12 protein-coding genes and 1 pseudogene are annotated in these 14,824 nt (G+C 42.4%); 7 read left to right on the forward strand and 6 right to left on the reverse strand.

Annotation, left to right across the window (positions count from 1 at the left end; translation table 11 throughout):
* Positions 1–104 precede the first annotated feature (104 nt).
* Positions 105–308 (forward strand): bacteriocin class II family protein, encoded by a 204-nt coding sequence (locus ACKTT2_RS40080; protein ID WP_407896976.1) that lies wholly within the window; start codon positions 105–107, stop codon positions 306–308.
* Between the two features lie 276 nt (positions 309–584).
* Here ACKTT2_RS40080 and ACKTT2_RS40085 read toward each other — a convergent pair.
* Positions 585–704 (reverse strand): annotated as a pseudogene (locus ACKTT2_RS40085) (IS630 family transposase); the annotation flags it as partial.
* Between the two features lie 452 nt (positions 705–1,156).
* Here ACKTT2_RS40085 and ACKTT2_RS40090 point away from each other — a divergent pair.
* Complete coding sequence (locus ACKTT2_RS40090) at positions 1,157–2,413, forward strand: S8 family peptidase (RefSeq protein WP_407896978.1); 1,257 nt, start codon at positions 1,157–1,159, stop codon at positions 2,411–2,413.
* Positions 2,414–2,729: 316 nt separating this feature from the next.
* Here the strand turns inward: ACKTT2_RS40090 and ACKTT2_RS40095 are convergent, their stop codons facing one another.
* The 4 genes from ACKTT2_RS40095 to ACKTT2_RS40110 all read right to left on the reverse strand — a co-directional run bounded on the left by ACKTT2_RS40095 (position 2,730) and on the right by ACKTT2_RS40110 (position 7,656).
* Positions 2,730–3,518 (reverse strand): response regulator transcription factor, encoded by a 789-nt coding sequence (locus tag ACKTT2_RS40095; protein WP_407896980.1) that lies wholly within the window; start codon positions 3,516–3,518, stop codon positions 2,730–2,732.
* A gap of 138 nt (positions 3,519–3,656) precedes the next feature.
* Positions 3,657–4,511, reverse strand: a complete 855-nt coding sequence (locus tag ACKTT2_RS40100) for a sensor histidine kinase (RefSeq protein ID WP_407896982.1) — start codon at positions 4,509–4,511, stop codon at positions 3,657–3,659.
* Positions 4,512–4,687: 176 nt separating this feature from the next.
* Entirely contained in the window at positions 4,688–5,341 is a 654-nt protein-coding gene (locus ACKTT2_RS40105; RefSeq protein ID WP_407896984.1) for a response regulator, read from the reverse strand.
* A gap of 134 nt (positions 5,342–5,475) precedes the next feature.
* The gene (locus ACKTT2_RS40110) at positions 5,476–7,656 is read right to left on the reverse strand and encodes a sensor histidine kinase (RefSeq protein ID WP_407896986.1); all 2,181 of its coding nucleotides are present in this window, start codon (positions 7,654–7,656) and stop codon (positions 5,476–5,478) included.
* A 627-nt stretch (positions 7,657–8,283) separates the two neighbouring features.
* Between ACKTT2_RS40110 and ACKTT2_RS40115 the strand changes: the two genes are divergently transcribed.
* A complete protein-coding gene (locus ACKTT2_RS40115) occupies positions 8,284–8,841 on the forward strand; it encodes a type III secretion system chaperone family protein (RefSeq protein WP_407896989.1) in 558 nt (185 codons plus the stop codon).
* A gap of 75 nt (positions 8,842–8,916) precedes the next feature.
* Positions 8,917–9,561 carry a DUF3318 domain-containing protein gene (locus tag ACKTT2_RS40120; RefSeq protein ID WP_407896991.1) on the forward strand — a complete coding sequence of 215 codons (645 nt, stop codon included), beginning with the start codon at positions 8,917–8,919 and terminating at the stop codon, positions 9,559–9,561.
* Positions 9,562–9,800: 239 nt separating this feature from the next.
* On the opposite strand, the gene ACKTT2_RS40125 is transcribed toward ACKTT2_RS40120, so the two are convergent.
* Positions 9,801–10,598 carry a 7-carboxy-7-deazaguanine synthase QueE gene (locus ACKTT2_RS40125; protein WP_407896993.1) on the reverse strand — a complete coding sequence of 266 codons (798 nt, stop codon included), beginning with the start codon at positions 10,596–10,598 and terminating at the stop codon, positions 9,801–9,803.
* A 349-nt stretch (positions 10,599–10,947) separates the two neighbouring features.
* Here ACKTT2_RS40125 and ACKTT2_RS40130 point away from each other — a divergent pair, with 349 nt between their 5' ends.
* The 3 genes from ACKTT2_RS40130 (at position 10,948) to yqeK (ending at position 14,815) form a co-directional block, all read left to right on the forward strand.
* Positions 10,948–11,970 carry an exopolysaccharide biosynthesis polyprenyl glycosylphosphotransferase gene (locus tag ACKTT2_RS40130; protein ID WP_407896995.1) on the forward strand — a complete coding sequence of 341 codons (1,023 nt, stop codon included), beginning with the start codon at positions 10,948–10,950 and terminating at the stop codon, positions 11,968–11,970.
* Between the two features lie 563 nt (positions 11,971–12,533).
* Complete coding sequence (locus tag ACKTT2_RS40135) at positions 12,534–13,805, forward strand: glycosyltransferase family 4 protein (RefSeq protein WP_407896997.1); 1,272 nt, start codon at positions 12,534–12,536, stop codon at positions 13,803–13,805.
* Positions 13,806–14,302: 497 nt separating this feature from the next.
* Positions 14,303–14,815, forward strand: a complete 513-nt coding sequence (gene yqeK, locus ACKTT2_RS40140; protein WP_407896999.1) for a bis(5'-nucleosyl)-tetraphosphatase (symmetrical) YqeK — start codon at positions 14,303–14,305, stop codon at positions 14,813–14,815.
* The last annotated feature ends 9 nt before the right edge of the window (positions 14,816–14,824 follow it).

Here is a 14,824-nt window from a genome sequence, read left to right on the forward strand (position 1 = left end):
TCTTCCTAAAGAATTGAAATTGACGGTTTAGCTTTTGTGCCGATATTCTGGTTATTGTCAAGGTTAGATTGACACCAACAAATTAGAAAATAGGAGACAGAACAATGCAAGACGAACTCAAAAAAGTCATCTCTGAAGCTATGGATACCAAGTCGGAATTTCAGCAAGAGCTAACTGAGCAGATTCCGCAAAGCGAATTATCAGATGAAGCTCTCGAATCAGTAGATGGTGGTGTTCTTTGGTCTGCTGTCTGTGGCAAGATTCTTTGGTCTGCAGTCTGTGGTCGCAACGCCAACAAGTTAGCTTAAGTCTAAGCAATTCCATTTTCCTCATAAGCCTGCTTCCAACCCGTTATTGACCCTCGCGATACATCCAGAGCGCCGGTTGATTACTACCTGTTGACAAAGAGACTATCTTGTGAGTTTTAATAAAAACCCATTTTAAGCGAAATATTTGGGAAATCATATTTGGTGATTCTCCTTTGGGGACGCTACTCGAATGCATTCATATTTTCAGTCCGAATGCTTTGCCAATGCAGTCTTTATATTACGGTTCTTTTGTCAACTCCTTTCACTGAACCGGTGCTCTAGAATTGTTTGAATTTTATTACACAAGTAACCTTGATAAATTTAACCACCAACGCTTTCCTTACAAGCTCGTGCATCTGGACGCAGTGCGATGAAATCTTGTAGTTCTGCGATCGCATACTCGCGTTGCCTTTCGAACATCGCATGAAGTGCAATATAAACCAGGTTTTTGAGATAAAATTCCGTTATTTAGGTGATTAAGTATCTACTGAAACCGGGTTTGATGTCTTGTAAGCTTTTATATACACAAATTGCGCTCTTATTCCACCACCTTGTCTGCTTAGATATAGCGGTTTTCAGTTGGCTGCAATACATGAATAATAGTCTTGTGGAACGGGCGGCCCGCCCGTTTTAGGCGGGCATCTTGCCCGCCCCACAAGAACTGTATTGGATTCAAGTGAAAAGCGCTATATTCTGTCCTAATACGCTTCTTCTAACAAAGGACTAGAAAGCGAAACAATTCACAACGCAATGGTATAACGCAGGTACGCTCTTAGTCTACCAGTCAATGTATATTTAAGTTCAACTTGCTCTAACAAGAGTAAATCTTGAGAAGGTTATTAAAAGTCATGAGAGATTTGAGATTCCTCCAAGGAATTGTTACGTCAGGAGTCATTGCAACGATTTCTATACTAGGAAACTTCGTTGCCAAAGTTCAAGCAGCAACATTTACCTTGCCTATCGAAGCAGCCGCAAAAGCTACAGGGGTTGATGTTTTGCGGGATCTTTATGGTTTAGACGGTACTGGAATCACCATCGGTGTAATATCTGATAGCTTTGCTACAGCAGAGACCGTTGACGCCTTTGGTAATCCGGATACCTATGTAACCAATATTGCTAATGGCTACCTCCCCTCTGGCGTTAATGTGCTAAAAGATTACTCTGGTCCTAATGCCATTGATGAGGGTCGTGCTCTATCGCAGATCATCCATGCTGTGGCCCCTGGGGCTAAGTTGGCGTTTTATACAAGTAGGGACACCGTGGATGTGTTTGGTCAGGGCATTCAGGCTCTATCTGCTGTAGGGGCAAACATCATAGTGGATGATTTCGGTTATTTATACCCTCCCGAAAATCCGAATGAACTTTTAGACCAACTAGATTTGGAGCCTCCGGACGGACCTATTAACCTAGCGATTGACGCAGTATTCAATCAAGGGATTTCTTATTTCACTTCCGCTGGTAATCGTCCCGATATCCCAATATATGGACACTCAAATAACCCAAATGCGCTAACTGTCGGAGCAGTGTACTACGGGAATGCCCAATCCTACTCAAATCAATTTTTCGATGTTGTTGTAGAGCAGGGACAAATAGAACCATTCTCTTCAGAAGGTGACCCAGGTTCCCTAAAACCGGATGTTGTGGCTCCGGACGCGCTACCAATTTCCTTCAACTTAGGTGGAGGCGCTGGTCTTTATGACGATCCCCGCTTCTTCAGATTCTTGGGTACTTCGGTATCGGCTCCATATACAGCAGCAGTTGCGGCTCTGCTACTACAAGCAAATCCAAACGCGACGCCCACAGAGATCTACGACGCTTTGAGAAATACGGCTGAAAGCCCTTTGCCAGAGTTTGATTCTAGATATGGCTATGGTTTAATTCGGGCTGATAGAGCCATTCTAGCACTAGGTGTGCAAGGCAAACCAACTACTATCCCCGAACCTTCCGCAGCCCCTGCTTTGCTGTGTGTCAGCGTTTTGATTGCTGGTCTACTTCTGAAACGTACTCAGCAAAGGAAGGTTATAGCTAAGTCTAACCAGAGCCTAGCCCTAGTTTACTCAGGAGTTGATAAGCTGTCCTACAAGTCACTACCCGATGTCTCCTAAAGGCACGGCTACTTGAACAAAGGCTACTGGAAACAGCCTCTTCCCCTTTTATCCCCTTGAAGTTGGGGAAAAAGAGGGGATTTTTAGTTTTGCAGTCAACACCCGATCGCTTGTCCCTTGTAACTCGGTCATCACTATCGTATTTAAGCACAAAGGGGCACAAACAATTGTCGTCAGATAAGATGACGAACATATACAATGTTGGGAATGTTGGGTTTCGTTCCTCAACCCAACCTACGTAACATATTATGTTTGGCGATTTAAGATTGACTTTATAAATGACCTCTAAGTTTAGCTTGCTGAAAAGTCTCAGGTCTTAATTCCGCTGTGCGTTGCGCCAAACTTGAGGAGTTGTTCCGAAGCTGATGCGAAACTGGCGAAAGAAACACCCTACATATTGATAGCCCACTGCTTCAGCAATTTGCTCCACTGACTGCTTGGTTTCCAAAAGCAACGAGCATGCCTTTGTCATCCGATGCTCTACAATCCATTGATGCACTGTCTTTCCTGTCTGGCGTCGCATTAAGTCGGTTAAGTAAGCTGGGGCGTAACCAACTACTTGGGCTACGTCACTTAAGTTAATTGATTGGTGATAATTGGCTTCGATAAAGTCGAAAACCTCGTTCAACAGAGGGTTCGCAGGAGAGGTTGGCTGAGTGTTTGCTGATGGAGCAGTGTCAGCAGGAGGTGGTGGTGTAACTTGTGGCGATCGAGCAGCGTACCACTCCCTAATAGTTGCTTGTTTTTCCAGTCGCGTGGCGATCGCTCCCAATAATTCCTCTGCCGTCGTAGGTTTGGTAAGATAGTCATCAGCTCCCAACTTCATACCTTGACGAATCTCATCCGTGGTACTTTTAGCAGTGAGAAAAATAAAGGGAATCAATGCTGTTCCCTGGTTTTGGCGTAAAGAGGAGAGAACTCCATAACCATCTAATTGCGGCATTACAACATCACAAATAATTAAATCAGGCAAATGTTCTTGTGCTTTCTCAACGCCAACAAGACCGTTTTCTGCACCGATCGTATCGAATCCTTCCGCCTCAAGGCATTCTAGAAAGATATTTCGACTTTCTGTCTCATCTTCAATCACTAAAACTTTTGTCATAGTTTTCCTCTGTCATTTGCCATTTGTCATTTGTCATTTGTCATTTGTTCTGGACTAAGGACTAAGGACTAAGGACAAATGACTGTCAGCATAGTTATATTTGTTTACGCCTAGATACTTAGTCATTGTTACTGGTTGCTATAGTGGCAATGCGATCGTAAACATGGTACCAACGCCTACTTCACTTTCCACGATAATTTCACCACCATGTACATCCACAAACTTTTTGACAATTGCTAGCCCCAGTCCATTACCTGGTATGTCGCCGACATTCTCACCTCGATGAAATGGCTCAAACAGCAGTTGTCGATCTGTTTTTGGAATGCCAATTCCCCTATCTTTTATCTGGAAAATGACTTGTTCATCTTGGCGGGACAGTATCATATCAACCGTACTACCCTTTGGGGAGTACTTGAGCGCATTCGATAATAAATTTGTGAGAATAGGCTGCAATAATTTTTTATCTATACAAACTGCTTTGCAATTCCCTTGGCTGACAAAAGTGATTGTATGCTGGCTGCTTTCGCTTAAATTTATTTGAGCCAATAGATCGTGGCAGAATTGAATAAGATCGAGCGGTTTTGGATCGAACTCTAGCTTTCCTGCTTCTGCTCTCTCAATCATTAAAACTTCATCCATCAGTTGACCAAGTTCGTTGACTGTTGTTTGAAGGCGCTGGAAATACTGTAATTTTTTCTCCTCACTCCAATTGTGAACATGACGTTTAAGTAAACTAGTGGAGAAGGAGATAACGTTCAGTGAAGAACGGAATTCATGACAAACCATAGAGACAAATGGCTCTTTGTTTTTAAACGAAAGAGATTTTTCTAGTTCCGCCTCCGCCCGCAAACGCAGAGCTTTCTCACGATACAATTGCTCGTTCATATAACTTAATTTAGCAAGAAGCTTTTGCACTTTGTACTCTGACGCTTCTTTTGTCCTTTGTAAAGTCAACAAAGGCTGTTTGCAGTTATTGATATCGCGAACAAACATAATCTAGTTTTGATAAAAATAGATTTACAACCACTTTACACATTCCATCGTAAAGATTTAACTATTAATAAACATCTGAAAAATGTCTTGACTCCTACTTCAACAAGTAGATAAATTCTATCTGACTAAAGTTAGCGAATAAGTAGATTTTCCTAAAACTTTCGTCAAGGTTTATCCTAACTTTCATTCCAGATTACGGAATTAGCATAAATCGCTAGCTGCGATCGGTTCTTCAAATTCAAACGATTAAACAAGTTGGTAACGTAAGTTTTCACCGTGCCTTCGGAAATAATAAGCTGCTGAGCAATCTCGCGATTGGTGGCACCCCTGCCAATTAAGCGCAACACATCTCGCTCCCTAGCAGTTAACTCAGCCAGAACAGTTGGAGTGGTTTCGCTACGCTTGGAGGCTGAATCCGGACTTTGAGTTACCAACTTTTCCAGTAGTCCGGGGGCTAACTGTGAGTAACCGCGATGGACAAACCGAATTGACTCTGCCAATTCTTCAGATAACATATCTTTGAGCAAATAACCCTTCGCACCAGCCCGTATCGACTCGGTAATGTATTCATCATCATCAAAGGTACTTAGAACGATGACTTTAACTTTTGGAAAGCGCTGAGCGATCAGTCGCGTAGCATCCTTACCATCCATAATTGGCATCCGCACATCCATCAATACCACATCTGGTTGCAGTGCCTCTGTTTGCTCGATCGCAGTTTTTCCATTGTCAGCCGTACCTACAACCTGCAAATCTGGCTCTAAGCTAAGCATAGCTTTGATCCCGTCGCGCACTAAACTTTGGTCATCTACCAGTAACAGACGAATCATCTTGTCCACCTCTAGTCGAACTCATGTTACTACACACTGTCGCACAGCATTTGGAGGCGTAGCTACCACTAGGTAACATCACAGAGCTGCAAGATTCGGTAACTTCTTAAAGGAAATCACCGAATCTCACCAACCTAGAAATCCATCCGCTGTTGAAATTCGGCAGCCACCTGAGCATCGGGAATTTTTGCGGCTACTGTTTCTACCAGTTCCGATCGCGAAATTCCAGGCAAAGACTCAAGCGTTTCCTCAATCAGCAATGGAGCAAAAGGTCCTACCAAATCTGTAAGTTGTTGCTCGCATTGGTGCAGAAAACTCTCGTCAATGCAATGACCGCTCGAGTTCGGTATACGTTTCCTAATTGTTTTTACTTCACTAGAGGGTGGGTCAAACAGAAACGCAACTCGCTTCTCAAACTCAGTTTGTGAAACAGCAGGAATGTAAGATAAGAGTTCTTGGTTTGTTTCGTCGGTGTCAGGGCGATCGCTCAATGCTTGTCGAAATTTGACAACCAGTCGAGCATCGGGAATTTTTGTTGCTATGGCTTCTACCAGTTCCGAGTGGGAAATTCCAGGTGAAGACTTAAGTGTTTCCTTAATGAGCAACGGAGCAAACGGTCCTATCAAATCAATCAGTGTTTCCTCGCACTGACGAATGAAACTCTCATCAACGGTTTGAGAACTAAAGTCAGAAAAGCGCTCTTGAGTTGTTTCCTCTAGGCTAGGGGATGAGTCAAAAAGAAACGACAACTGCTGCTCGAACTCGGTTCGTTGTGAAGCACAAGCATAAAGCAACAGTTCTGCAACGAGTTCTTGACAACTCAACGCCTGTTCTATGACTTCTTGCAACAGCATTGGGGCAATTGTTATTCCAATATACTCTGCCAAAATTTTTTCTAACCGCAACAATTGCTCGCTAGAGAGAACCAAGCGCTCTATTGGCTTTGCTACTTCTAAGGTAGAGACATTTGCTGCAAAATCTAGTGGCTCTTGTACCAAAGCTTGCTGTTGTAATGGCTGCTCAATCCCAATCTCGCCGTCCAATTCTCGATCCGCTTCGATGTCGAGCTGACTTCGAGGTAGTTTAGAATTCTTAGAAAAATTGGGGTAAAGGGTATTGGGTAAAGAGGAAGGGGAACTTTCCTTGACTTGAGATCTCTGCTGTTTTCCCCAATCTCCTTGATTTGTTTCCTCTGGGCTAGAGGATGAGTCAAAAAGAAACGATAATCGCTGCTCAAACTCGATTCGTTGCCGATTGGGAACGTAAAACAATAGTTTTGTAACGAGTTCTTGACAACTTGGTATCTGTTCTGTTGCTTTTTGTAGCAAGATAGGGGCAATAGGTCCAATGTATTCTGTTAAAATCTCTTCTAACTGCACCGAGCGATCGCTACTGAGAACCAAGCGCTTTACAGACTTTAATACAGTTATATTCGTGTCATCAGCAGCATAATCTAACGAGTTTTGTATAGAGATCTGCTGTTGTAAGGGTAAATCTACCCCTATTTGGCTGCATTTGTTTGGTTTTGTTTCAATGTTTTGTAACGATTGCTTGCCAGAAAAAACCAAATGCTTTGTAGACTCTGCTGATTTCAAAGGAGAGACATTGGCGGCAAAATTTAGAGACTTCTGTACTGAAGCCTGCTGTTGCAAAGGTAACTCTACGCAAATCTGGCAGCCCTTTTCCGGCTCTGTGTAGATATCAAACCGACCTCCCAATGCTGCTACCCGTTCTGCCATCCCCTGAAGTCCGAATCCCTTTGATGAGGTATCGGTTTTAAACCCTTTGCCATTGTCAGTAACTACAAGCTGCACTCCATGTGGAATGGCGTTAATCTTAATTTCCACGGCCGTCGCTGCTGCGTGCTTGCGAATGTTGGTCAGAGATTCTTGCACAACTCGGTAGAGCGTGGTATTTGCCTCACAAGGTAAAACAGCAGACAGGTTTATGCAAGTCAAGATTGACACGTCACTGACTTGCCGAAAATCTTCGACTAAAGATTCAATGAGTGGTTCTAGAGGCTGGTCTACCTTTGCTGTTGCTCGTAAAGAACAAACGGACTGGCGCACCTCCTTCATAGCAGTTGTGCCAAGCCGTTGAGCTTGTAAGAGAAAACATTCTGCTTTAGCAGGGTCGAGCTTCCAAAGCTTGAGAGCAGTTTGCAACTGAATATTGAGGGCTGTCAGTGCGTGTCCCAATGAATCATGTAGGTCGCGAGCAATACGTTGACGCTCCTTGACTTTGGCAATGTCCTCAATTTGAAACGCACATTGATGTAGTTGCTCGTAAACTGACGCGAGTTCTTCCCAAGCCATGCAACGCTCCCCTCGCAATTGAAACTGCGATTTCTATAATCGTACCACCCTGCAACTAGGCTGAAATCTTTCTGGATATACAAGTTTTACTTCTCGTTGGCTACTCTTGATTCCAGATTTTTTTAAGAACGAATAGATTAAACTTCGAGATACTACTCCCTTCGGTGCCAGAAGACTACCTTTACAGGTAGGGTGGGCACTGCTCACCATCCGCCGTTGCTGGGCAGTGCCCACCCTACAAAGTGAGTGGAATTTTAGAGCCCAAAGGGAGTAATAGCCAATTCTTACTTAAGATTAGTAAAACTTACTGAATTTTTTGATTATACAGTTAATTGCACTGATTGTGATTTTTATGTATATTTTTATGATATTTTTTGTACATTCCAGATTATAACGCAACTTAGTATGATTTTGGTAGAAGGTATAAGCCCAAAAAAGAGCTTTTGGCAACACTCGGCGATCGCAAAGGCGGGTTTCTGTCATTTTAGTGTCATTTATTTGACAAATACTTGTGCGTAGAGAACAGGAGTCAATAAAACAGAAGGTAACAATAGCATTCTACGTCTTGACCGTGGCAGGTTAAACTAGGTCTGGTAACGCAGGCTCCAATGAACTTATGAGGCATTTATGGCAGCAAATCTGCAACAAATCGCCAAGTATCTAGATAACCTTGGTTGGGAATATCGGATTGATGAAGAAGACGACCGTATTATTACAGGAGTGGAGAGTGATAACTTAGAGGACTTTCTCATTGTTGTTCAACTCGATGAAGAAGGCAGGTTCTTCCGTCTGTTTGCGCCCCAAGTGCTATCGGGAATCCAAGAGCATCCCTACAAAGCCGCCATACTGCAAACAATGCTTTCCATTTCTTGGGAAACGAAAATGTTACAATGGGAATACGACCCATCAGACGGTGAAATTCGTGCCATTATTGAGTTCCCTTTAGAAGACTCAATTTTGACAGAAAAGCAATTTAACCGTTGTTTACACGGATTAATCCAGCTGGTCGATACTGTCGCCGTACCCAGGTTGATAGAGGTTATGGAAACAGGTCAAGATCCGGGGAACTTAGAACTTGGAGAGAGAATTTTACTAAGCATTCAAGAACAAGCTCCAGGATTGCTAGATGTTTTAGAAAAGGCAATGGAAGCTCGGAAAAGACGTGGAAGTTTTCCTAACGACTGAGCCGATAAGCTTATGAAATCGCTATACTCCAAAGTGATACTCTCTATATACTGAAGTTTTCCAGAGCTTGATAATATGACATCTTATGCAACCTCTACTGCTAGAGCAGAAATGAGCGAACTCAGGCGGTTAAAAGGCTTGTTACCGCCAGAACTGCAGAGCTGGGTTACGGTTGAAGGCACCACTGAAGTGAATCCACCCCTAATCCGTTCTGAAGAAATTGGTAAAGACCAGGTGGAAATTCAAATTGACCTGGCTAAATGGGATGCACTGGCAATGGATCAGCGCAACCTGTTATTCTGGCATGAAGTCGCTCGCATTCAAAATGATACTATTCCCAAAGATGGTTGGGAAATGGCAGCCCTTGCAATTGGTTTGGGTGGTGCTGTTGGCGAACTATGGGTTCAAGATGGCTTGCTGTTAGTACTGGCTTTGGCTTTATGCGGAGTTTCGGGCTGGCGGCTATACCAAAAAAATAATGGTGAGAAACAATTAAGAGAATTAGTAGAAGCTGATGAGAAGGCTATTGCTTTAGCAACTCGTTTTGGCTATACCCTTCCCAACGCCTATAAAAGCTTGGGTAGTGCTTTAAAAACTTTAATTGATACCACTCCTAGCAAACGTCAACGGTCGAAATTTGAAGCAAGGCTTTCTTCTCTCAAGCGCAGTGCTAATAAAGCAAAGGCAAAATCTAAAAATTTAGAAGAGGGCGCTTTTTGACAGTGACCACCTGACCAGTGACCAGTGACCACCTGACCAGTGACCAGTCATTTGTCACTGATTATTGATGGCTGAAAACTTGTACCAGTTTGAAAAAAAAAGAATGTGACAGATGTTTGATAAAGAATTGACTGGTAGGGTCGCAGCAGCCTTGCGCCCCTACAACGGTTAAATGGTTATGAGTCATCAACGACTAACAACTAACAATTAACAACTAACAACTAACCAATAACCACTAACTAAAGCTGATTCAACATTTTGTGAGTTTGAGGTATTACCCGTACTTGCTTAACTAATCGCTTCATCAAAACTTGCCAATTTAAAACTTGCTCTGGAGAAGGTGCAAGTTGAGGTTTATCTGTCAATATCAGCGAGGGATCTAAAGGAGTAACGGGCTGTAAAAAGACCGGGATCGATGGATCGACAGATGCTACTAATTCCGCAGAACGTTCTAATTCTGAGGGATCAGTTGTTTGAGAAACAATAAGCTTGACAAAAACTTCTACTTTTGAAGCATGACAAAGTTCGAGAAATTCTGTATGCTCTTTCCAGTAACTTTCGCCACTAGTACTAGGCAATTTAAAATCCATCCCAACTGAATCTAAGTAGGGTAATACTGTCTCTAGTTGTTTTGGACGGTGTCCGCCAGTTTCCAAGTATATTGGCAAGCCCGTAACAGAGCGCACTTGAGGCAAGAATTCTTGCAGGAATACTGCGTGTAGGAGGGGTTCGCCTCCTGTTAGGCTAATAGAATCATGTACAAAGGGTACATTTTGCCACTCGACCCACTGAAGTAACATAGATAGTAGAACGGGATTAGAGTAAGTTTCAAAATCACGGAATCCAGGGGTTCGCTCTATCTTGCAAGTGGTGGGTGTATTCCAAGTATGAGCGCTATCACAAAAGTGACAGCGTAAGTCACACAAAGCAAAGCGAATGAAGATCTGACGTGTTCCGACATTCAGTCCTTCGCCTTGTATGGCGGAGAAAATTTCTATCAGGCGTGCGGTAGGTGTAACAGTAGTTTTGACAGTCATGAGATGTTAGCGATGCGTATGCGCTTTCGTTAGCACAAGAACAAGAATATGTTTCATGAAAGAAGTATGAAGTATAAGGCATGATGTATGAATTTAAGACAAAAGTAAAGAACAACAAAGTAGGAATTGAAGTATAAAGTAATTTATACTTCGTTTTTTATCCTTTATGCTTGTATCATCCTTCGTTCTTCAAACTTCATACTTTAAATAACTTCTTGTTCTATTGTGAATCGTTCTTAACGATAACCCCTCTCGATCGAATTCCTAGTAACTAGTGATTTTTACAACTGATAATTCATCAGTAGTGACTATTTGCTAGAACACAATATGTTTGGCAAATTATATAAACATGGCAATGAAAGTGCAGGGCTTCATGACTAGCCAACCCAAAGAGGTGAATTTTCCCGTAATGTTCTCAAATGACACGGCAATTGTGCAGGTACCCGCACGTCTCAGTGTGCTAGAGGCTGTAACCTTTAAGCAAACCTGCCAAGAGATCACTGAACGAACCCCCACCCCGATGGAAATCATCATTGATTTTCATCAAACTATTTTTATGGATAGTAGTGGTTTAGGTGCTTTGGTCAGTAATCTAAAAATAGCTCAAGAAAAAAATATTAAATTTACACTTCGCAACGTGACCCCGCAGGTCACTGCAGTACTTAATCTTACAGGGTTAGACAAAGTTTTCAACCTAGAGTCTCAAGGAGAAACTCCATCCATCAATCGCCAATTTGATGAGCAACTACCCGCCACCCATCCTTCTGTCCGTTCATGGATGAAACGGTTTACAGACATTGTAGGGTCATTAATTGGTTTGTTGATTACAGGAATTTTGTTGATTCCCATTGCTCTTGCCATTAGGCTCGATAGTCCAGGTCCGATTTTCTTCTGTCAAACCCGTTGCGGTTGGATGGGACAGCGCTTTCAGATTTGGAAATTTCGTTCGATGTACATTGATGCTGAAGCTCGCAAAGCTGAACTAGAGAAGCAAAACCAAGTACAAGGGGCATTTTTTAAAATAGACAACGACCCAAGAGTTACCAAAGTAGGTCGTTTTTTACGGCGTACTAGTTTAGATGAACTGCCACAATTCTGGAACGTTCTCAAAGGAGATATGAGTTTAGTAGGGACGAGACCACCTACACCAGATGAAGTCGAGCGTTATGAGGTTCCAGAATGGCAGCGCTTGGATGTAAAACCTGGAATGACTGGAGAATGGCAAGTTAATGGTCGTTCGACTATCCGTAAATTTGAGGATGTCATTCGTATGGATTTGCAGTATCAGAAAAATTGGAGCTTCATGTACGATTTGAAGCTGATTTTTAGAACGGTCGCGATCCTGTTTAACAAAAATAGTGGGGCTGTTTGAGTTATAAGTTTGCTCGAATCAGATTTTGCAATCGCGCTTCATGCTAGAAACACGGAGGAAATTTCAGGGCTTCTCTCCGTGTTTTTATTAAATTTTAGAGCCCCGACTTCTCAAAGGATGCTGTTGGCGAATGGTGGGTCAGGCACCGGATCGAGAGAGTGCTAAATGAGGGGGTCGCTCCCCATTAACCAGCTGTATCCTCAAAGAAATTGGAGAGATCTCCTTTGAAAGTCAAAACTTAGCTCTAAGATTCCAAGCTTTACATCATTTTCTCTAGATTAACATTAGAGGTTTAACTTAGATAAATAAATTTTTCATTTAAGTATATACACTATTTAAAACACAGAAAAACCAAATATTCTTCACTCTAGATTTATTACGTGTTCTCAGAAATAAAGCATCAAATTTTACTGAATCTTTAACAAAAAGAACTGGCATTTAAATAATTCTGAAGCGAAAATTTTAAATAAGCACACACCACGTGCGGAAACAGGTCACAAGCAAATGTTGTCATTAATAAGACACCAGGGTTCTTCAGACTAGGAGTACAAGAATAACTTATTATGCGTATTTTGATCTACTCGTACAACTATTACCCAGAACCGATTGGTATTGCTCCCTTGATGACTGAACTCGCTGAGGGGTTAGTCAAGCGCGGACACCAAGTGCGTGTCGTTACCGCTATGCCTAACTACCCGGAACGTCAGATTTACAAGGAATATCGGGGCAAATGGTACCAAGCCGAATACAAAAATGGGGTTGAAATCCAACGGAGTTATGTGTGGATTCGTCCGCAACCTAATCTGCTCGACAGAATGTTACTGGATGCAAGTTATATATTTACAAGTTTCTTCCCAGCACTATTTGGTTGGCGTCCAGATGTTATTCTTTCGACTTCTCCGTCTCTTCCTAGTTGTCTACCAACTGCTCTTCTTGGCGTGCTGCACAACTGCCCTGTTGTCTTAAATCTTCAGGATATATTGCCAGAAGCGGCTGTTCACGTTGGTTTGTTGAAGAATAAATGGCTGATTAGAACGTTTGCATTACTGGAGAAATTTGCTTACTCAAGTGCTACCAAAATCAGTGTCATTGCTGACGGTTTTGTGGATAACTTGCAGTCTAAAGGCGTACCCGGAAGAAAAATAGTCCAAATTCCTAACTGGGTTGATACCAACTTTATTCGCCCTTTGTCTAAAGAAAATAACGCTTTCCGCACAAAACATAATTTAGAGGGCAAATTTGTTATTTCATATTCTGGTAATATCGCGCTCACCCAAGGTTTAGAGACTGTTGTCAAAGCGGCTGCTATGCTGCGCCACATTCCCGAAATTGCTTTTGTCATCGTCGGTGAGGAGAAAGGTTTACAGCGATTGCAGAATGCTTGTCATGCATCTGGTGCAGATAATGTTTTACTACTGCCTTTTCAGCCCCGCGAAGCTTTGCCAGAAATGTTGGCAGCTGCTGATGTGGGTTTGGTTGTGCAAAAGAAAAATGTCATTTCTTTCAATATGCCCTCGAAAATCCAAGTTTTACTGGCTAGTGGTAGGGCATTGATTGGTTCTGTTCCCAAAAATGGTACGGCAGCAAGAGCGATTAAACAAAGTGGTGGCGGGGCGATCGTCCCTCCAGAAGATCCGCAGGCTTTAGCAGACGCAATTTTAGATTTGTATCAACATCCAGAGAAAGTTAAAACTTTGGGGTATAATAGCCGAAAATTTGCTACCGAGCACTATTCTTTCGACCAAGCATTAAGTCAGTATGAATCTCTGTTTTACTCGCTGACAGACGAAAACTCAGCGATTGAGCCAAAAATTGTGTCAGAACAGGAAGTGTGACATATCAGGAGCATTTGTCATATTGTGAATTTCACTCTTCTAGACCAGGAATTGCAAATCAGATAGCGTGCAATACCATAGCACCTAAAAAGTAGGGCTAATACCATTTTGGATGCGTGGATTTTAGATTTTGGATTGAGAAAGTCTTGTCTAAACTAGATTTTAGCTAACGATCTGTCGCATTCTTTGTTCAAATTGGTATGATTTCTCCACGACAGGGTACACTCTACGTAGCCTTACCATCTCGATTTGCAAACGGGTCGCGGCGATCGCTTTTGATCTGTTGCTTGCTAACTGTTAAGTGTTAACAGTCAACAATCAACTAGAATTAGCGATCGGATTAATATAAAATTATGAAGATTTCAATGAGCGAGAGAGTTTTTCTCTCGTTAAGCACTATGGAAATTCCCGATCGCTTATGCGCGAACAAGTTATAGCTTGGCTTGCAGAAAATGTCCCATCGCCCAGACAAGGACCATATTCTTAGAGTTGAGCAAATGGCAGCTACCTTAGCAGCACAGCATAACTTGGACGAAGAAAAAGCTGCAACGGCGGGTTTGATGTACGATTTGGCAAAGTACTACAAACCCCAAAAACTTCTACAGATGGCACGGGCAGAGGGATTGGATATAGATGAAGTGATGGCGGAAGATCCCCATTTGTTACACGCAGACGTAAGTGCTATCCTAGCAAGAGATATATTTGGCGTGAATGATGAAGAAGTATTGCAAGCTATAGCTAATCATACTTTGGGTAGACCGGGCATGAGTCAGCTCTCCTGTATCGTATTTTTATCAGATAGTTTAGAACCGGGACGCGGGAATACCTCAGAATTACAAGCTTTACGAAAAATTAGTGTTGACAATATCGCTCGCGCTGTATGGTTAACTTGCGATTACACTCTCAAAGTTTTACTAGAAAGTTCTTGTTTAATTCATCCGCGAGTCATTACAACGCGCAATTGGTTTTTCCAACAATGGAAATCGAATGGTACTAGGTGTAGAGCATAATGCACAGAC

The sequence above is a fragment of the Scytonema hankhaensis NUACC26 genome, assembly GCF_045865695.1.
In the GTDB taxonomy this organism is placed as follows: Bacteria; Cyanobacteriota; Cyanobacteriia; order Cyanobacteriales; family Nostocaceae; genus Scytonema.